The sequence below is a fragment of the Brevibacillus reuszeri genome (assembly GCF_001187725.1).
Taxonomy (GTDB): domain Bacteria; phylum Bacillota; class Bacilli; order Brevibacillales; family Brevibacillaceae; genus Brevibacillus; species Brevibacillus reuszeri.
In genome coordinates, this window is the sequence record NZ_LGIQ01000005.1 from 490,032 (window position 1) to 509,549 (window position 19,518).

Consider the following 19,518-nt stretch of genomic DNA (forward strand, 5'->3'; position numbering starts at 1 on the left):
CTCAAATGGACTACTATAAATAAACAGAATTATGAAAAAGGAGTGATCGGTGTGCAAAACGACAAGGTAAAAGCAACAGGCCGAAAAAAAGCGATCAACGTTTTTGTCCTACTGTTTGGTGTTCTGTTAATCGCGACAATCCTTACCCACATCGTGCCAGCTGGTGAATACGCCAGAGTCGATATGGATGGTAGGAGTGTTGTAGATCCGCACTCATTCAAACAGGTAGAATCATCCCCTGTCTCATTCTTTCAATTATTTAGTGCCATTCATACGGGGTTGGTAGAAGCCGGGGACATTATCTTTTTCGTTTTTATTATCGGAGGAACTTTTGGGGTACTGACAGCTACGGGGGCAGTGGATGCGTTCATTCGTACCTTGTCCAAGAAGCTGAGCAACAAGGAAAAATGGTTAATCCCGATCATGATGCTGTTTTTCGCATTTGCGGGTGCCTTCACGGGAATGGCGGAGGAATCGCTGGCGTATATTCCGATGCTGGTGCCACTCGCCGTATCTCTTGGATTCGATGTCATTACCGGTACAGCAATCGTTTTGGTAGGGGCGTCTATTGGTTTTACGACAGCGATTATGAATCCGTTTACAGTAGGGATTGCCCAAGGCATTGCCCAACTGCCTATCTTCTCAGGAATCGGATATCGCATTGTATTGTTCGTCATCATGTATGTCGTTTCCGTTGCTTTTATTTATCGCTATGCAATGAAAGTGAAAAAGAACCGTTCGCTTGGCTTTTACGGTGAAGGAGTCACCTATGATGTAAGCCAGCAGATTGACGACCAGCCTTTATCGAGAACGCACAAAATAGTTCTTACGTGCTTCCTGCTTAATTTTGTTGTTTTGATTTATGGGGTTCTCCAATTCAAGTGGTACATTACAGAAATTTCTGCCTTGTTTGTCGTACTGTCTATCGTGATCACGCTCATTGGGCGACTGTCCGCCAACCAGTACATTGAAGCATTCATGAAAGGTGCCGCTGGCATGCTGGCAGGCTGCCTGATCATCGGGCTTTCCCGCGCGACACTGGTTGTATTGAACGAAGGACATATCATTGATACACTTTTGTTCCACGCCTCCAGCGTATTGGATGAAATCCCGTCCACGATGAGTGCAGGCGGAATGTTTATCCTGCAAGCGATGATCCACTTTATCGTACCGTCTGGCAGTGGACAAGCAGCACTAACGATGCCAATCATGGCGCCACTCGCAGACCTGGTGGGTGTAACGCGCCAAACAGCGGTCCTCTCCTTCTCCTTGGCTGACGGGATTGGAAACATCATTTTCCCGACATCGGGCTATTTTATGGCTGGACTCGCTTTGGCAGGCATCCCATGGAGCCGTTGGGCAAAATGGATTTTGCCTTTGATTTTGACTCAATTTGCCATCGGACTTATCGCTGTTCTGGTCGCAAACCTTATGCATTATGGACCCTTTTAAAACAAGCATGAACAATAAATGGAACGGAGGTTTCGCATGAAAATAGTGTCGATCGAGGTTTTTGCCACCGAGCTTCCTTTGCTGCGCCCGTTCATCGTTGCATACGATGCCTTTCATGAGCTGCCGAGTATTATTGTAAAAATGACTACAGATACCGGGATTGTCGGCTATGGCGAAGGAATGCCGGACCCGCACGTGACGGGAGAAACCTTTTACAGCACATACGAGATGTTGAGCCGGGATGTAGCACTGCTGCTGCTTGGTGAAAATCCATTCGATATTGAGAAGATTCATAAAATCATGTCTGCTGCCGTGTATCATGCTCCTAGCGCAAAGGCAGCAATCGATATTGCCTGCTTTGACGTCATGGGCAAAGCAACAGGCCAGCCTGTGTACAATCTGCTCGGTGGGAAGGTGCACTCGTCGTTATCCGTCCCTTATGTTATCAGTATTTTGCCGCCGGAAGAAATGGCCAGCCAAGCAGCAGACGCCGTGAAAGCTGGATATACAAGCATCAAAATCAAGGTGGGAGACGATCCGGGAACAGATGTCAAACGGATTCGAGCGGTCCGAGAAGCAATCGGAACAACGATCCAGCTGCGGGTAGATGCCAATCAGGGATGGCGAAATGTAGCAACGACGATGCGTGTTCTGAAGCAAGTCGAGGATTGCGAGATGGAATGGATTGAGCAACCCGTGCTGGCGGATGACATCATTGGTCTGGCAGAGGTGCGGCAGAAAACAACCATCCCGGTCATGATTGATGAGGGACTGCATGGTGACAAGGAAATGAGAGAAGTCATCATGAGGCAGGCAGCAGATTTGATCAATATTAAGCTGATGAAATGCGGGGGGTTGTATCCTGCATGCAAGCTCGTAGCTCAGGCAGAGATGGCTGGCATGGGATGTCAAATCGGCTCTATGGTGGAATCATCGATTGCAACTGCGGCAGGAGCACACCTTTCGATTGCCAAGAGCATGATTTTTTCCAATGAAATGGTGGGACCACTCATGTTTTCTCGTGACTTTGGTGTACTGACTTATGAGAAAAATGAGTTGCTGGTTACGGATGCCCCAGGCTTGGGTGTAGATGTAAACGAGGCAACCGTGCGAGAATTAAGCGTTCAATCGACACTTATTCAATAGCGCGTTCAAAAAATGGTTGTAGAAATGGCTGCTTTCCTGGATGTAACGGGGAGCGGCCATCGGCTTTTCTGGATCGTCTCATAAAATGCTCCGTGCTTGTTTCAGTCGCGATGCTCATGGGTAATACAGCATAGCAAGACGAACAAGCTGGATTGAGACCATCGTCTCCATCCTTCATCCACATTCCACTTAGGAGGGATTTCGATGAATACTTTGGAAACGAAAGTGAAAACAGTCCGAAATGTAAATGAAGCCAGGCTGCAGGTCGCAAAGTTTAGACAAGACGGCTATCGGGAAGACCAAATTTACGTGCTTGCCTACGACAGGGATCGTACCGAGCGTGTAGCAAACGAAGCAAATGCAGAGCAGATTGGAGTATGGGAAGAAGGCTTTGGCACGGCGATCGCTAACGTATTTCGCTCTCGCGATGAAGAACTGCGAGCAAAGCTCAGATCCATGGGATTCATTTCGTCAGATGCAGAGCGTCTCGAAATGCAAATGGAAAATGATCACATCGTCGTGATTGCCTGGGGTGGAACCTACTACGACGGCAACGACTATGATCCTACGATCTATTACTATCCACCGATGTTCTAACGCAAGGATACTCGAGGAGAGCTTTTTCCCAGCGGTTTTTGGGAAAAGCTCTTTCTTTGGGAATGACTCGTCATCACCATTATGAAAAAGGGGATGAATGAATCAAGAGGAACAGGGAGAGGGCCATGAGCTTCTCTCACAAACCAGAGGCAGGGGTAAGCTGGAAATCCATCTCGGTGGATGTCCGGCTTTTTTTGTACCAGCACGAAACAAAAAAACAACCATAGTCACTGTCAAGATCAGACTATGGTTGTAAGGATCAGCGAAGCTATTGGATTGGGTCAGGAATCTGGTTCTTATCAATGATCTCACTACCTGTTTTCAAATCCTTCATTTCATCTCCGAGCTTTTTCATTTCATCCATGCTTTGCGCCATCGAGCTGTTTTGTGCCCCTTCCAGCGTCATTTGTGACCACTCGCACAACTGCTGCTCCAGCTCGATAAGTTTATCAAGCGCCGCTTTTTGTATGTGCAGAGGAACATTTTTATCGCCTGCAAATTCGGCTTCTTCAAAGTTAATAATGTGGTGCCCTTGCTCATAGGTAACAGTGTTGACGAGCAGTGGATAAACGGCTCCTGTCTCTTCGCAGATGATGCTGAGACGATACGTCGAAGTGATGGCATGATGGATTCGTTCCAGGCCCAGCTCTACCAATTGCTGATGCATCTTCGTTGGTTCCATATAAATCTCCCCTTTTGAAAAGAATTCATATTGGCGATGGACTTTTGGAGAAGCTTAAGCTTACCCTTGCATGTCTTCCTTAACCGTCTGGAGGGTATCTGAGATGATTTGTTTTCCCTCCTGTGCTTTTTCGGAAAGCTCAGAAGCTTGTATACTAATGGTGTCTGCTGCATTCGTTGCTCTCTGTTTTAAGGTGGAGGCGAGATCGCGTGTTTTGTCGCTGAGAGAATGGATCGCGTTGGACAAATCCTCGCGCAGAGCTGAGCCAGATTTCGGTGCCAGCAACAGGGAAGCGGCAGCTCCGATCGCACCTCCGATCAGAATTCCCGTCAAAAGACCGCTTTTATTGTTTTCAGGTGTTTGATTCATCGTCCATCTCTCCTTTTTGTTTCTCGAATTTTGCTGCTTACTTTTCTATAAACTTGTTTTTTGGCTTTGAAACAGGAAAATGCCTCATCTTGAAAAAACAGCTGTTTGAATCTGGAATCGGGTGGGTAGTAAAGGGAAGGAGCTCTCTACCAAATCGTGCTATGATAAAAGGAATGGACGTGGAGAGCGTCCCCTGATTTTTTCTTTGATAGGGGGTTGCTATGAATATTGTCATTGTGGACGACAACGAAACCAATCTGGTCATCATCGAAAAAATTTTGCGAAAAGCTGGCTATCAAGATTTGGTTCTGCTCTCGTCAGCCAAAGAGCTCTATCAGTTTCTCGGCATGGATTCACATACAGCTGGAGAGGTCCCCGTAGATTTAATCCTGCTAGACTTGATGATGCCGGAAATTGACGGCGTAGAAGCATGCCGAACTATATTGAATCAGGAGAGGCTACGCGATCTTCCTATCATTTTTGTCACAGCGATGGGAGATTCTTATAAGATGGCCGAGGCACTGGATGCTGGTGCCCTTGATTATGTCATGAAGCCGATCAACAAAGTGGAGCTGCTGGCCCGCATCCGTTCGACCCTGCGCTTGAAGCGCGAAAAGGATTTACGCAAGGAGCGGGACAAACGAATACAGAATGAGCTAGCTTTAGCCAAACAAGTTCAACGCAGTATGCTCAGCAGTCCTATTCATGATCAAGCGATAGATATATCGGCTGTCTACGAGCCTTCCTCAGAGCTGGCAGGGGATTTATACGCCTGGTATCAAATTGCTCCAAACCGTTATGCCGTCCTATTGCTGGATATGATGGGGCATGGGATTTCCTCCTCGCTTGTATGCATGTACATGTACGCTGCCCTAAAAGATACGATGATGGGGGTAAGTGAGCCAAAAGCGGTCATGAAGGAGCTCAACCGTCGTATGAACCAGCTGCAGATGACAGATCGTTTAATGAACTACTACTTTACGGCGATTTACCTGGTGCTGGATACGGAACAGCGAACGATTCAATACGTGAACGCCGGTCATCCTGCAGGCGTTGCCGTGGTTGATGGAAAAGCGGTTTCGCTCGACAAAGGTTGTTGTGCCTTGGGGTTTTTTGAGAAAATAGAGATCGACCAAGTCGAGATTTCATACGACAAGGAGTCTCGTATCATTCTGTTCACTGACGGTTTGGTTGAAAGCCTGGAGGGACGCTATGAGAATGGCGCAGTCCCGTTTATGAGCAGACTGCGAGAGCAGGATGTACATGATCCGATTGGCTTCGTACAAAAGCTGGAGCAGGGGACAGGAGACGCCGAGCCAAAGGACGATAGGTGCTTGGTCATGATTTCTACCAAATGATGATTGTGGATGGAAAGCTACCAAAAAAATACATAGAGGGAGTGAGGGAAATGACAACGGACAAATTCTCGATTGTTCAGCAAGAAACCGATAAAGCGATCGTTCTTTATTTCCATGGAGAGCTAGATTTGGAGGTAGCTGCGACATTGTTCCGCGATCAATTGGAAGCGGTGGTGTCCGGTACGGAAAAAGAACTCATTCTCGATTTAACGGAGCTCTCTTACATAGATAGCACCGGAATTGGTATCCTTGTTTCTATCTTGAAAATACGCGACGCGAAAAAAGCACCGCTGACTGTTCGCAATATTCCACCAGGTGTACTTAAGCTGCTGGAAATTACGGGAATTGCCAAATTTCTGCTGCAAGGGGTAAAAGGCGGGGCGTAAAGTAAACATCCTTATTCAAAGAAAGACCCACGGGCTGACAATTTTGCTGTCAGGTCCGTGGGTCTTATTCGCTTTACTTGCCTAGATAGGCACTGAGCATCCAGCGATGTTTTTCAAAGGAAGTGTGGATGGCAGTGAACAGATCGGCTGTTGGCTGATCGCGTTGGTCCTCAGCCAAGGTGATGCCGATTTTGAGCTCCTTCATGATATTTTCCATGTCTTCTGACAGGGTCTCGACCATTTGCTCGGCGTTTTCCTCGCCAGTAGCTTCCTTGACGGTCGCCATTTCCAAATGCTCCTTGAGTGTCGCGGTCGGTACGGACTGAAGAGCCAGCATCCTTTCGGCAATCGTATCGAGATGGAGGGCGACCTCCGTATACAGCTCCTCAAATTTGACGTGTAGCGTGAAAAAGTTCTCGCCTTTTACATACCAGTGATAGTTGTGAAGCTTCATGTACAGCACTGAGAAGTTGGCAACCTGCTGATTAAGCGTTTTCGTCAAGTAAATGGAATACGTTACGGTGTTTGTCATCATAAAGTACCTCCGTTTATTGAAGAATGGTGTGGATAGAAATGGTTACCCGCTATACGGTAGCTTGAAACAGGCAATTTTTTTCAGGATTACTGTTTCAGCCTGGAGTCGGGTGGGTAATGGTTGCTAAATGGTTTAAGAGGGAGGGTATGTTATGTTACTCGAAATGAGCGCAGTATTGGTAGCGATTGCGTTTGTCATCCTGACGTTTTTCCTGATTCAGACACTCCAATCAGTGAAAAGCTCCCTGGACGAAGTCACACAGACCTTGGGGCAGATGAAAATAGAAGCCAGAGAAATAGGCGATGAAGTCAAAGCTGTAGTGGGCAATGCAAATGAAATGGCCGTGGATTTGCGGATAAAGCTAACGAAGCTGGATCATTTGTTTAGCAGCGTTCATGATGTCGGCCAGGTTGTTCATGAGCTAACCACGACGATGAAAGAGTCAGCGAGCGGATTTATGTCCTCCATGAAGCAGCAGAGGAACAAACAAGCGGGAACGCAGCGGGCAGAAAAATGGCAAGCTGTGCTGGAAGGAGTCCTTGTCGCGACCGATGTTTGGCTGTCTATGAGGTCTGTACGAGCGAAGCCCTCGAGCAAAACCTCGGCAGACTGAGCCCTCGCAGTCGAATCTGTTACACTGATAGGAAGAGCAAGAGTCAGGAAAGGAAAGAGGAGCGAACATGAATCCATTTGTGAGCATTACCATACCCGCAGAGGCGGAATATTTAGATATTGTCAGATTGACGTTATATAGCTTTGCGACGAAAGCGGGTTTTTCTTTCGAGGAAATCGAGGACATGAAGGTAGCGGTGTCAGAGGCCTGCAATAATGCCATTCTGCACGCATATGGTGATGCCGAAGCGGGGATGATCGACCTGCGTTTGGAAAATGACGGGGAGCAGTTGACGATCTCAGTGCAAGACTACGGGCAGAGCTTTGTAAATACAGGAGAGTCGGGGAGCAGTGTTTCTGGCAAAGAAAAAGAAATTAGCGAGCTTTCGGTGGGCGGCCTTGGTATTTTCCTGATGGAAGCCCTGATGGATGAAGTCCATGTGCACTCAGAGAATGGCAAAGGAACCAGAATCGTGCTATCGAAACGGCTAAGCAGAAATGAGGAAAGGGTATGAGTCCAAACCAACCCCCGGAGGCATTGTACAAGCTGTACTCCAAAATGAAAATTTATCGGGAAACCGAATGTGAGGAAGCCGCGACCGAGCTGCTCATGCATTACGATCAGATCGTTCGAATGGCAGCAGCGAAGATGTCGCGTAATCGTCCGGACCTGAATGAGGACTTGTATCAGGTTGGACGAATTTCTATGCTTCGCTTGTTTAAGCTCTACGACGTTTCTCTGGGAATTCCGTTTGAAGGCTATGCCATGAAGCATCTGATCGGACATATGAAAAACTACCTGCGAGACAAGTCATGGTACATACAGGTGCCTCGAAAAATTAAAGAAAAAAGCTCACTTGTTCAGCGGATGATTGACGAGCTGACGGTCAAGCTGGAGCGATCTCCAAAAGTAGAAGAGATCGCAGGGGAAGTAGGGCTGACCGTGGAGGAAACCATTGAGGTACTCGTTGGGCGTGACTACTACAACTATACGTCGCTGGATACTCAGCTCTCACCAGAGGGAGAAAGTAATGCGACGATTGCCGACGTGATTGCCATTCCTGCTGATGATTATCAGTTGCTGGAGAAGCAGCTTGATTTGAGTAAAGCGCTTGGTTGCCTGAAAAAAGAGGAGCAAAAGGTGATCACGCTGATTTATGCAGAAGGGCAATCCCAAAGACAAGTTGCGGAGCAATTGGGTGTTTCCCAGATGAGTGTTTCCCGCATCCAGAAGCGGGCAATCGATAAATTAAAGCATGCACTGTCAGAGTAAGCTCATGGGATGCGTGCCACTCCTTTTTTCCCGTTTCGTGCAGGGAATATGGTAAAATATTGGGTATATTTTTTCTGGCACGAAGCGTATGGAAGGAGGCGGGATTGGTGAAAGTTTTTCATCTGAACATTCAGGCGAAGATTTTTATGGTGTACGTATTGATCGTAGCTTGCCTGGGCATATCTCTTGTCATCGTGAATCATGCCATGAAAGATTTGCAAGCGGAGATCGAATTCATATCCAATCATGACATGACCGTACACGAGCTTACGAGTCAGGTGCAAAAAAATATTTTGGATATGGAAACAGGGATACGGGGCTATGTAATTACAGGAGATGAGCAGTACCTGGAGCCATATGAAATCGGAAGCCGCAGCTGGCAGGACAACTACAGCAAGCTGTATACGCTGCTTGCGGATAATCCCGGGCAACAACGGAATCTGGAGCAGATCAGGCCGCTGATTTTGAGCTGGATTGCGAATACCGGAGAATACGTTGTCCAGAAAAAAAGGGAAGACAATCAAGAGGCATTGCAGCATCACTTCGAACAACATACAGGCAAAAAAATCATGGATCAGCTGCGTACCCAGCTTGATTCTTTTCTTGTGGATGAGAAGCGGGTGACAGCCGAACGCATCGAAGGGCTGAATCAGAGCAATGAAAAAGTGCTCTATATTTGGTATGCGATTATCGCTTTCGTCACCATTATCACGTTCGCTTTGTCGCTTTTTCTATCCAGATCCATCGTCAGCACGATTAAGCAAGTCGTGAAAACGATCCGGGAGATTACCGATTCTTCATCCCATGTCGATCTGACGGCACGGATTGAGGTGCAGACAAAGGACGAGCTTCAAGAGCTGGCGTTTGCGACGAATGATTTGCTGGGCAGTTTGGAGCGTCAGAGCTGGATTCAAAAGAGCTTGACGGAAATTTCAACGATTTATCAGGGAATCACCGATATTCATACGCTGGCAAAAGCATTTGTATCGAGGCTGGCACCGAAGCTAGGAGCGGCATACGGCATCGTCTATTTGCGAAAAAATCACAGCGTGGAGACGGTATTCATTCGGGTGGCGGACTATGCTCTGGCCGATCAAGAAAACGCCACAGACAGCTTTCGATTAGGCGAAGGCTTGGTGGGGCAGTGTGCAGTGGATAAACGAATCTTTCTCATCGATCATTTGCCAGAGGACTATATCAAGGTGACGTCTGGTTTAGGTGAGGCCACCCCACGTCATCTTGTCGTCGCTCCGATCATGGTGGAAGGAAGAGTCGAGGCAGTCGTCGAGTTGGCAGCATTTCAGCCGTTTGAAGCGTCCCATCTGACATTGCTGGATTTGCTGCAGGAGAAATTTGGGCAGGCGATTGTAAACGTGCTGGGCAGGATGGAAGTCGAGCGGCTGCTAGGTGAATCCCAGGTGATGACCGAGGAGCTTCAAACGCAATCCGAGGAGCTGCAAGCCCAATCAGAAGAGTTGCAGGTGCAGCAAGAGCAGCTGCGCATGACTAATGAATTTTTAGAAGAACAAAATCTATTTGCCCAGCAGCGGGCAACTGAGCTGCAAAAGGCGAGAGATGAACTGGCAGACTATGCACGAAAGCTGCAGGAGAGCTCGCAGTACAAGTCTGAATTTCTGGCAAACATGTCCCATGAGCTGCGTACGCCGCTGAACAGCATCCTGATCCTGTCACAGATGCTCATGGAAAACGATCAGGCAGATCAGGAAGAGTCGGAGGTCGGGGAGTATTCGCGGGTCATCTATACAGCGGGTCAAGACTTGCTTCGCCTGATTGACGATATTTTGGACTTATCCAAAATCGAGGCTGGAAAAATGGAAATCATGATGGATGAAGTAAATGTATCGGAGATTCCACAGCTGATGCAAAGCATATTTGATCCGGTGGCTGTGAAAAAGCAGCTGGCATTTGAGGTGCACGTACACCCGGATACTCCAGATGTGATGCTGACGGACGGACAAAGACTCCTTCAAATATTGAAAAACCTGTTGTCAAATGCGTGCAAATTCACTGAGCAGGGCAGGATTACATTACGAATTGAGCCGGCGAATCCAGCGAGTGTGAGAGAACTGCTACCTGAGCTCGAGGGCGAAACGGTACTGACATTTTCGGTAACGGATACAGGCATCGGTATTCCAGCGGACAAGCAGGAGCTTATTTTCGAGGCGTTCCAACAGGTTGACGGAACGACCAATCGACAGTTTGGCGGGACAGGTCTTGGGCTATCGATTTGCCGTGAATTTACGCGACTATTGGGTGGAGCCATCCTGGTTGAGAGCGAACTGAATCACGGGAGTACGTTTACGTTGTACATCCCGAGCAGACGGGAAAACACTCATCAGGCAGGGCAAGTCCCGGAGCTTTTGGCTGAAAAGGAAGTGGCTGCAGCAAAGAGCTCGGTCATACGAGAGCAGGAGCCCACTGAAGCAGACACACCGAATTCTGCCACATCCACCTCTGAAGACAGGCTGTTTCAGGAAAAGTGTGTGCTCCTCGTGGATGATGATGCCCGTAATGTATATGCGCTCGTCACTACCCTGGAAAGAAAAGGGATTCGTGTAGAGGTGGCAGAAAACGGGAAGCAGGCATTAGAGATATTACAGGGGGGGCAGGAGTATGATTTGGTCCTCATGGATATCATGATGCCCATCATGAATGGCTATGAAGCGATGAAGGCCATACGTGAGGAGCTAGGGATGGACGAGCTGCCCATCATCGCTCTAACGGCCAAGGCGATGAAGCAGGAACGAGAAAAATGCCTGGAAGCCGGGGCTTCCGACTACATTATGAAGCCATTGAATATCGACCAGCTGCTCTCGCTGATGCGGGTGTGGCTGACGAAATAGAAGTAGGTGAACTCGAGATGGACGCTCCATTCAAGTACCCATCCATCAATGCTTTCCCATCTATGGAGAAGATGGCCCACGACGAGCTGCAACAAATCGAAATCAACTTGCTCCTGGAAGGTCTCTATCAAATGTACGGCTACGATTTTCGCGGGTATGTGCGTGCATCACTGCGCAGGCGAATCTTGAACCGCGTGAGTGCGGAGGGACTGTCGACGATTACGTCCTTGCTGGAAAAGGTGCTGCATGAGCAAGGGGCACTCGATCGTTTGCTAAATGACTTGTCCATTCGCTTGACGGAAATGTTCAGAGACCCGAGCTTCTTCGTCGCCTTTCGCAAAGAGGTCGTGCCCATGCTGCGAAAGCTCCCGGAGATTCGTATCTGGCACGCTGGCTGCGCTACGGGTGAAGAGGTCTACTCGATGGCGATTCTGATGATGGAGGAGGGGCTGGCAGACAAGACGAAAATTTACGGAACCGATATGAATGAAAAAGCGATTGAAGCTGCGCAAAAGGGGGCTTTCCCGTTAAAGCAGATGCAGCAGTATACGAAGAATTATTTAGAAGCCGGTGGGACGAAAGCCTTTTCTGAGTATTACACGACTGATCATCGCTACGCGTATTTTCGCCCGTTCATAAATGAGCATCTTATGTTTGCACAGCATAATTTGGTGACGGATGGCTCGATCAATGAGTTTCATGTGATCCTGTGCCGCAATGTGCTGATCTATTTCGATCAGGATTTGCAGCATCGTGTGCATCGCTTGATATACAGCAGTTTGGCTGATGGCGGATTTCTTGGGCTAGGAAGCAAGGAATCCATACATTTTGTGCAAGATCGGCTAGCTTACACTGATTTTGTGCCACAGGAAAAAATTTATCGAAAATAGATCGCTCTAAGCAAAAGAAAAGAGTGGACCGCCACGGATGCAGATGGAACTCATCGCTTTCGAGGCGGTTTTTTCTGTTTCATACACGAGAATACTGGTTAATAGAAAGCAGGAACGAGATGACAGGAAGAAGCAAACCAGGAAAGGGTGATCCACATGTTACGATGGTCTATGCTGTTTCTGATCATTGCCATTATTGCGGCGATATTCGGGTTTACGGGGATTGTTTCGGCAGCGGTGGGTATCGCGAAATTCTTGTTTGTTGTTTTTTTGATCTTGTTCGTCCTTTCGCTGATCTTTGGAAAGCGCAGCAGCTACTAGAAAACGATGAAGGTACTGACGAGAGTCCGTCTTCGATAGGCGGATTCTTTTATTTACACGAAGACAGGCTGCCGAGGTGCTCGACAGCCTAACAGTGGGGTAGAGAGTTTCCCATTCTTTATTCTTCGTACCTTTAATCCTTCAGCTCGGTAATCACTTTTGAAGCACGCTTTTCATCCGGGGTAGGGAACATTTGATATTGATGCTGCAGCTCGATTTCCTTTTCATTTAAATCACTTGAAGCTTTTTGCTCAGCTTGTCCCTCGTGTTTATTGCTATTTTCCACGACCAGTCACCTCCCTCAAAGGAGTAAGGTATACAACAATTCCCTACTTTATCCCAAAAAGAGGAAAAAACGGATCAGTGTTTTATTGGCAGTGAATAATAGCCAAATGCTAAATCAAGCAAGGCGCTTGCTTCCTGGCGCTTCAGTAAATCTTTTGCGCGGAATGTGAAAGAGCCATCTGCGTTTACCTTTGTATCAGGATCGACGATGCCCTGTGAAACAAGAGCAGTGATCGCCTCTGCTGCCCATGCATCGGCAGTGTCCTGTAGCTTCACTTTGCTGGTTGCAATCGGCTGGAGCTGCTTCAAATTTTGGATCATGACAGCAGCGACTTGTCTTGTGATTGGTGCCGATGGGTTTAAATTAGGGATGCCTGCAACCATTTGCTGTCTAATCCCATCCGCTTGCCCGGGAAATACGCTCCAGCCATGTGCTTTAATCAGAGCATCAGTAAATTCGCCTTGCGTCATGGTTCCTGTCGGATCAAACTGGTTTCCCGTTTTCGCGCTCATAATGGAAAGTGCACTGAGGTTGTTGATATAGTTCTTATAGCTGCTGGCGTTCGGAACATCGGAGAACGATTGCTTCTGATTCATTTTTTGTGAATGAGCGACGACTCCGACGCCTTTTTGCGTGGAATAATAGAAATACGTAATGTTGCCGGCCTTATCTTCCTTAAATGCGATTTTATTGCCTTCCTCATCTACAAAGAGCAGCGGGTGAATCATTCGCAGCTTTTGCTTTCCGTTAATCTCATCTTCTAGCACGAGTGATCCATTCTCATACACAAAAGAAGTGCGGATCGCCAATGCACGCGTGTTTTGGTACATGCCGATATATTTTTGTGCATTTTTTTCACTCAAAGGCAAGTAAGCAGGCTCTGCCTTTTCTTTTTCCGGGAAATAATGATCCATGAATTCCTGGTAGATATCGACACTCATCATGGAATCATTGTTGTAAGACATGAAAAACGCGGTTTTTTGCTCCGGGATCAAAACCATCAGGGAAGAATGGCCTGGCATGTTTCCGCCCTTCAAAACAACGTGCTGACCATTTGCCAGCTCATTAAAATACGTTTCAAAGCCTACGGTCGCGATTGGGATGTCCTTTTCCACGAAAATCTGGTAAGCATGCATCAAGTCCATGCTTTTCTTGCTGACGATTTCTTTGCCTTCAAATTGTCCGTTTTGCAGCTGCATGATCATGTACTTGGCCATGTCTTCTCCGGTTGATAAAATGCTACCCTGTGGTCCATCGGTCGGAGCATGACCAAATGTCGGATGTGGCTCGCCAGTCGGCCCGTAATGAGCAGCCATTCGTTTTAAAAGCTCGGGCTTAAAGCGTACGCTTGATGAGTTCATTCCGAGAGGCTTGAACACTTTTTCATCCATATACTGTGCAAATGGCATTCCACTTACTTTTTCAACGGCGTATCCAGCGAGTAAGAATCCAAAATTGTCATAGGTATAGGCCTCTCCAGGAGGGCGAATGACCGTCGGCATATGCTTCGGAAGAAATTCTTCCATCGAGATGTCCTGCCCGATATATTCCGGTCCGATAAAGGTAGTGATATCAGGCAGGTCTACGCCGCTTGTATAGGTCAGCATGTCATAGAGGGTGAGCGGTTTTCCTGTCGTATTGGGAACCTTTAGCCCGCCTAGGTATTCCTCTACATTGTGATGCAGGTCCATTTTGCCCTCATCAACTTGTTGCATGACTGCCAAGGCGGTAAAGGTTTTCGTTACAGAAGCAATTTGGAATACCGTGTCTTTATCAACAGGGATGTTCTTTTCCTTGTCAGCGAAGCCATAGCCTTTGTTTATGATAACCTTGCCATCACGGACGACAACAAAGCTGGAACCATTCACATTAAATTTCTTCATTTTATCTGCAAATAGTGGATCGGCAAATGCTTCTACTTCTTTGGCATCCAGTGGACCTTTTATGCTGGGGGCAGCAGATGTGGCCGTCTGTTTTGATTCCACGGCACCGAGGGGCTGCGTGCATGCAGCAACCAACGTTGTGGAAAGCAGAAAAATAGTGAGACTCATTTTTTGAAAAGCTTTTTTCATGTGCGATTCTCCTTTTGTTTTTGGTGAGCAAGTTTGAGGGCGTCGACTCTGAGAGTGAGCGCTTAGGCACAGTATGGCAAAGCACACGTCATACCCAGTAGTTACTTCCTGTCATCACTTTCTGCTCCACCAAAAAGCTGCTGTCACTGATGAATGCTGTCATATGACATTTTGGCACTAGCTCATATGACGCGCTACGGATTACGGTAAGGACAGACCGTCATCAGTGTGTCGGAAAAAGGGATAGACAGGAGAGAGTTGGCTTTGATGAAAAGAGCGATCATGCGAAACGTGCAAAATTTTATCTTCTTGATGTTTACATTTGCTTCAGGTGTGTTTTACTTTTGTTTTTATTTGAGTGCGATTGCACTCGGTCTGGCTTTGTCATTTACCGTAGTGGGAATTCCATTGCTGACGAATGTATTGCGGACATCTCAAACCTTTGTCCAGTATGAACGTATTCAGACAAAGATTTATACCGATATCTCGATTGAGCCGCTGGCAGCCAGACAAAGAGCAGAGGGAAATCAATGGATGCAAGCAAAGGCTGAACTAACGGATGGAAGAAACTGGAGAATAGTTTATTGGCTGATGCAAAAGTTTACAATTGGAATTAGTAGTCTTTTGATCGGAGTCATTATTTACATTGCACCGGTTTTGTTTGTGCTCGTACCGCTGTTCTACCGATATACGGAGATAAATTTTTGGGGGATGGCTGTGGATACGGAGTTGAAGGCATTACTTATTATGAGTTTAGGAATCATCCTCATGATCGGGTGCTCCAAAATAGGGAACGGACTGGTACAATTGATTGGTGGGTACACACGCTTAATGTTCAAAGCAATTAGGGGATGATGGTTTGCTTGATATTGTGAAACAATGGGTCTGGTATGACTGGGTGCTACTTTTTCTACGTCTGATCACTTGCTTTTCACTCACTGTTAAGATAGTAGAAGTGGGAGATCATCTCACACTGCCCCTATGGATTGTCTTGTTATGGGAAATTATGGCCTTTTCTGTGCCGTGGATTTGTTTATTGCTCAGTTATCGTTACTACCTGATCACAGAAATGCTCTTGTTTGGCGGCGTTTGTCTGTATCTCACGTCCTTGTTTCCAGAGGCTAATCTTACTTTTTTGATGCCAGCTTTTATGATTGCTGCAAACAGTGCGGAGAAATCGTATCGCTGGTCGGCTCCCATTACGATTATCCTTTTACCCATGCTGATTGTGCTTTTTTCACATGGGATTGAGGCGATACAGATTATTTCACAAGTCGGAATCGCTTATTTGATGGGGTTTGCTTTTCATTTACTCATCGTCAATCACCGGCAAAATGAAATTATTCGCAAGCAAAACAGTGTGCTGGAGCAGTACCTCACCCAAATCGAGAGAGTAACGCTGCTGGAGGAGCGAAATCGGCTTTCCAAGGATCTGCATGACACGATGGGGCATTCGTATACCTCGATCATCATGGGTCTGGAAACCTTGCGGCCGGATGTGGCTACGCAGGAAGGGGAGCAAAAGCTCGAATCTCTCTTGCAGCTCGCTCGAAAAAGCATGGAGGAAGTGAGAGGGTATTTGCATCAGATGGAGTCCCCACAAGAGACGCTTCCTTTGGTCCATACGTTGAGGCAGGTTGCGGAGGAGTTTCAGACACATGCAAACGTGAATGTGCGTTTTCGTGCGATTGGGGACGAATATCCTGTCGCGAAGCAGGTGAAAATGACCATGTTTCGCTGCTTGCAGGAATCTATGACGAACGCGGTACGCCACGGTCAAGCGACGGATATCGTCGTTTCCTTGCATTTTGAGCCGCAACAAACGAGATTGGAAGTACAGGATAACGGTCACGGGGTAGAAAACTGGAAGGACGGCTTCGGGATCACGGCGATGAAGGAGAGGGCCGCTCATTTGCAAGGAAGAGTATCCATTTACTCAGAGCGGGGAGAAGGGACGCTCGTTACCTGCTTCGTGCCGAGGCTGGTGGAGAGCGTCGATGAAACGATTCGGTTGTTAATCGTTGATGACCACTCGTTCATTCGGGAAAGCCTGCGCACCATACTCGAGGGACAGCGGGATTTGCAGGTAGTTGGGATGGCCGAGGATGGGGCGCAGGCTCTGGAGCTGTGCGAGGAACTGGAGCCAAACCTCGTGCTGATGGACCTCGAGATGCCGAATATGGACGGGATCACTGCGACAAAACGGATGAAGGAAAAATGGCCCGGTATTCGTGTCCTCGTCCTGTCTACGTTTCAGGATACCGAAAAAGCCAAGGAAATCATGCGCAGTGGCGCAGACGGCTATCTCTTGAAATCGATTGAATCGCGCGAGCTTGCGGAAACGATTCGCCTCGTTCATCGTGGCGGTACGATGATTGCGCAGGACCTGTTTCATAAAATGCTGGATGCACCAGTGAACGAACAGGAAGAGCTGCACGTTGTACCGAATACAAGCGAAAAAGACAAGAATCATTATGGTTTAACGAAGCGGGAGCAGGAAATATTGCAGATGCTGTCCAAAGGAATGCGCTATAAAACAATCGCCTCCAAGCTGTATTTGTCAGACGGGACAGTGCGCAATTATGCGTCAGCTCTGTATGACAAGCTCGGTGTGCGGAATCGGGATGATGCGATACAAAAAGCGCAAGAGGAAGGATTGCTGTAGCGAATGAAAGCCAGGGAGAGTGAGCCCTGGCTTTTTCTCTTTGTTCATGAAAACGAATAGTGAGAGGAAAGCTCTGACAAATAGCTTTTCATACAGTCTAAAAGCTCTGGGGGGTGCTTCACCGTCGCATCTTTTCCGGCACCAATGAAGAACTTGGCAAAAAACAACAGGTCTCGCTTCGCTATGCTTCCTTCGAGCCAGCCGGTCCCATCCTTGCGAATATGGAGCTGGGCTGCTAGACCTGGCTCAGCCTCGCATGCCTGCACGCCTGTTTTGGTCAGCTCTGCCAACAGTGCAAGTTGCTCCTGCTCTTCGATCGGATGACTGGGGCTGTTATCGAGGTGCATATGCCATAGATCCCTCGGTTTTGTGTCGGATGGGACAGCAGAATGGATACGATCACAGCGGAATACGCGAATGTCATCGTTTTGGAAGCAATAAGCGCGGCAATACCAAAGGCCGTTTCTTGTATAAATGCCAATCGGCTGTATAAGACGATCAGCCCGTTTCTCTGTGGATTCGTAATCGATACACAGCACCCTTTGCTGGATCGCGGCTTCGAGGAGGACGGATAAATACGGTGAGCTGGCTTGTCTGGTCGGGGTAATGAAATCGACACGGTTCTTCATTTGCTCAATCCGATCTCGGATGTCCTGTGACATGAACTGAGTAAACTTTTTCAATGCAGAAGAAGCCTCAGCCGAAAAAGGCAGCGAGGAATAGTGGCGTAGGGCATGAATGGCAAAAAAGATGGCAACGGCTTCTTCTTCAGAGAAAGCGATGGGCGGCAAGATTCTCTCCTTGAGCACCTGGTAGCCACCATGTGGACCGACTTCCGAATATAGAGGCACGCCAAGCTCGCTCAGCTCTTGCAAATCTCGCAGGATCGTTCGCGTGGATACGCCAAACTCGTAGGCAAGCTCGCCGGCGGTGAATTTCCGTTTGCGATTGACGGTCAGCATTAATTCCAGTAGTCTTTTGGATTTAGACATGGATTTTACTGTACTCCCGTTTTTAATTATGACATGATCTGTCACTATTGTCTGTTAGAGTGAAGGGGAAAGCAAGTCATTTACGATTCAAAAGAAAAAGGAGGAAATGACATGTCTCATTCCACGGACAATCATTTGGCTACAAGAAAATACTTTCAATCGGGTGATATCAAGCTGTCTTACCTCGATTATGGGGGAGAGAGTACAAATGTGCTACTCCTGCTGCACGGACATATGAATGATGCACGCACCTTTTCCGCATTCGCCGAGGCATTCCAAAAAGATTGGCGAGTGATTGGTTTGGATCAACGGGGCCATGGCTGGAGCGAGCATCCGCCGCAAAAGGATTACACAAGAGACAGCTACGTCAATGACATCCTGAACCTGGTTCGTACGGAGCTAGGCGGACGATCTGTGACTGTTGTGGGACATTCCTTGGGTGGAGTCAATGCGTATCAGTTTGCTGCGCGCCACTCTGAATTGGTCAAAGCCGTTATTGTGGAGGACGTCGGTGCAGACATTTCCGCTGATTTATCTTTCGTGGAGCAGCTCCCCGAGCGTTCTGCTTCGCTAAAAGAATTGAGGGAATCGCTAGAGCGTGCAGGTGTGCGTGCCATCGATTATTTTTCTGAAAGTGTATTTGAGGATGAAAAAGGATGGGGATTTCGTACTGATTTAAAAGGAATGAACAGCTCGCAGCAAAACATCAATGGTAGCTGGTGGGAAGAATGGCTTTCCTCTACATGCCCAATCTTGCTGATTCATGGCAAAAAAAGCTTTATCCTAGACGCAAACCAGGCAGAGCAGATGGTATCGCGAAGACCAAACACAAAGCTGGAAACCTTTGAGCAATGCGGTCACGGGGTCCATTCTGATGATCCTGACGGTTTTTATCAGGTAGTAAAAACGTTTCTAGATGAACAGGTTGCGAGGTAAAATACAATACAACAAACAAAGGGAGAAGGGAGCAAGCCACCTTTTCCCTATTCGCAATCAACTGAAGAAGAATTGCATGAAT

The 19,518-nt window shown here is 47.5% G+C and carries 20 protein-coding genes; 14 read left to right on the forward strand and 6 right to left on the reverse strand.

Features of this window, described 5'->3' with window-relative positions:
- The first annotated feature begins 42 nt into the window (after window positions 1-42).
- From ADS79_RS05855 to ADS79_RS05870, 3 genes are all read left to right on the forward strand, one after another.
- Window positions 43-1,452 carry a YfcC family protein gene (locus tag ADS79_RS05855; RefSeq protein WP_049737476.1) on the forward strand — a complete coding sequence of 470 codons (1,410 nt, stop codon included), beginning with the start codon at window positions 43-45 and terminating at the stop codon, window positions 1,450-1,452.
- Window positions 1,453-1,488: 36 nt separating this feature from the next.
- The gene (locus ADS79_RS05860; protein ID WP_049737477.1) at window positions 1,489-2,598 is read left to right on the forward strand and encodes a mandelate racemase/muconate lactonizing enzyme family protein; all 1,110 of its coding nucleotides are present in this window, start codon (window positions 1,489-1,491) and stop codon (window positions 2,596-2,598) included.
- A 204-nt stretch (window positions 2,599-2,802) separates the two neighbouring features.
- Entirely contained in the window at window positions 2,803-3,195 is a 393-nt protein-coding gene (locus tag ADS79_RS05870) for a YflT domain-containing protein (RefSeq protein WP_049737479.1), read from the forward strand.
- Window positions 3,196-3,463: 268 nt separating this feature from the next.
- Here ADS79_RS05870 and ADS79_RS05875 read toward each other — a convergent pair whose 3' ends face one another.
- Both ADS79_RS05875 and ADS79_RS05880 read right to left on the reverse strand, forming a co-directional pair.
- Window positions 3,464-3,877 (reverse strand): hypothetical protein, encoded by a 414-nt coding sequence (locus tag ADS79_RS05875; protein ID WP_049737480.1) that lies wholly within the window; start codon window positions 3,875-3,877, stop codon window positions 3,464-3,466.
- 60 nt (window positions 3,878-3,937) lie between these two features.
- A complete protein-coding gene (locus ADS79_RS05880; RefSeq protein WP_049737481.1) occupies window positions 3,938-4,246 on the reverse strand; it encodes a YtxH domain-containing protein in 309 nt (102 codons plus the stop codon).
- Window positions 4,247-4,467: 221 nt separating this feature from the next.
- Here ADS79_RS05880 and ADS79_RS05885 point away from each other — a divergent pair, with 221 nt between their 5' ends.
- A complete protein-coding gene (locus tag ADS79_RS05885) occupies window positions 4,468-5,604 on the forward strand; it encodes a PP2C family protein-serine/threonine phosphatase (protein WP_049737482.1) in 1,137 nt (378 codons plus the stop codon).
- A gap of 50 nt (window positions 5,605-5,654) precedes the next feature.
- Window positions 5,655-5,990 carry an STAS domain-containing protein gene (locus tag ADS79_RS05890; protein WP_049738150.1) on the forward strand — a complete coding sequence of 112 codons (336 nt, stop codon included), beginning with the start codon at window positions 5,655-5,657 and terminating at the stop codon, window positions 5,988-5,990.
- A 73-nt stretch (window positions 5,991-6,063) separates the two neighbouring features.
- Here ADS79_RS05890 and ADS79_RS05895 read toward each other — a convergent pair whose 3' ends face one another.
- The gene (locus tag ADS79_RS05895) at window positions 6,064-6,525 is read right to left on the reverse strand and encodes a Dps family protein (protein WP_152969576.1); all 462 of its coding nucleotides are present in this window, start codon (window positions 6,523-6,525) and stop codon (window positions 6,064-6,066) included.
- A 151-nt stretch (window positions 6,526-6,676) separates the two neighbouring features.
- Between ADS79_RS05895 and ADS79_RS05900 the strand changes: the two genes are divergently transcribed.
- From ADS79_RS05900 to ADS79_RS34130, 6 genes are all read left to right on the forward strand, one after another.
- Window positions 6,677-7,138 carry a DUF948 domain-containing protein gene (locus ADS79_RS05900; RefSeq protein ID WP_049737483.1) on the forward strand — a complete coding sequence of 154 codons (462 nt, stop codon included), beginning with the start codon at window positions 6,677-6,679 and terminating at the stop codon, window positions 7,136-7,138.
- Between the two features lie 67 nt (window positions 7,139-7,205).
- Entirely contained in the window at window positions 7,206-7,652 is a 447-nt protein-coding gene (gene rsbW / locus ADS79_RS05905; RefSeq protein ID WP_049737484.1) for an anti-sigma B factor RsbW, read from the forward strand.
- Window positions 7,649-8,410, forward strand: a complete 762-nt coding sequence (locus ADS79_RS05910; RefSeq protein WP_049737485.1) for a sigma-70 family RNA polymerase sigma factor — start codon at window positions 7,649-7,651, stop codon at window positions 8,408-8,410. The genes rsbW and ADS79_RS05910 overlap by 4 nt, the downstream gene beginning before the upstream one ends.
- Window positions 8,411-8,517: 107 nt before the next feature.
- Complete coding sequence (locus ADS79_RS05915) at window positions 8,518-11,274, forward strand: CHASE3 domain-containing protein (protein ID WP_236699899.1); 2,757 nt, start codon at window positions 8,518-8,520, stop codon at window positions 11,272-11,274.
- A gap of 62 nt (window positions 11,275-11,336) precedes the next feature.
- Window positions 11,337-12,164, forward strand: coding sequence for a CheR family methyltransferase (locus ADS79_RS05920; RefSeq protein ID WP_049738152.1), 828 nt, complete (start codon window positions 11,337-11,339; stop codon window positions 12,162-12,164).
- A 156-nt stretch (window positions 12,165-12,320) separates the two neighbouring features.
- Window positions 12,321-12,485 (forward strand): DUF1328 domain-containing protein, encoded by a 165-nt coding sequence (locus ADS79_RS34130; protein ID WP_084765652.1) that lies wholly within the window; start codon window positions 12,321-12,323, stop codon window positions 12,483-12,485.
- 133 nt (window positions 12,486-12,618) lie between these two features.
- Here the strand turns inward: ADS79_RS34130 and ADS79_RS35550 are convergent, their stop codons facing one another.
- Complete coding sequence (locus tag ADS79_RS35550) at window positions 12,619-12,771, reverse strand: hypothetical protein (RefSeq protein ID WP_162839506.1); 153 nt, start codon at window positions 12,769-12,771, stop codon at window positions 12,619-12,621.
- 74 nt (window positions 12,772-12,845) lie between these two features.
- Complete coding sequence (locus ADS79_RS05925; RefSeq protein ID WP_049737487.1) at window positions 12,846-14,843, reverse strand: serine hydrolase domain-containing protein; 1,998 nt, start codon at window positions 14,841-14,843, stop codon at window positions 12,846-12,848.
- A gap of 267 nt (window positions 14,844-15,110) precedes the next feature.
- Between ADS79_RS05925 and ADS79_RS05930 the strand changes: the two genes are divergently transcribed.
- Window positions 15,111-15,698, forward strand: coding sequence for a sensor domain-containing protein (locus ADS79_RS05930; RefSeq protein WP_049737488.1), 588 nt, complete (start codon window positions 15,111-15,113; stop codon window positions 15,696-15,698).
- Between the two features lie 4 nt (window positions 15,699-15,702).
- The gene (locus ADS79_RS05935) at window positions 15,703-17,508 is read left to right on the forward strand and encodes a helix-turn-helix transcriptional regulator (RefSeq protein ID WP_049737489.1); all 1,806 of its coding nucleotides are present in this window, start codon (window positions 15,703-15,705) and stop codon (window positions 17,506-17,508) included.
- A 44-nt stretch (window positions 17,509-17,552) separates the two neighbouring features.
- Here ADS79_RS05935 and ADS79_RS05940 read toward each other — a convergent pair whose 3' ends face one another.
- Window positions 17,553-18,500, reverse strand: coding sequence for a helix-turn-helix transcriptional regulator (locus ADS79_RS05940; protein ID WP_049737490.1), 948 nt, complete (start codon window positions 18,498-18,500; stop codon window positions 17,553-17,555).
- A gap of 111 nt (window positions 18,501-18,611) precedes the next feature.
- On the opposite strand from ADS79_RS05940, the gene ADS79_RS05945 reads away from it, so the two are divergent.
- Window positions 18,612-19,436 carry an alpha/beta fold hydrolase gene (locus ADS79_RS05945; RefSeq protein WP_049737491.1) on the forward strand — a complete coding sequence of 275 codons (825 nt, stop codon included), beginning with the start codon at window positions 18,612-18,614 and terminating at the stop codon, window positions 19,434-19,436.
- Window positions 19,437-19,518: the final 82 nt, after the last annotated feature.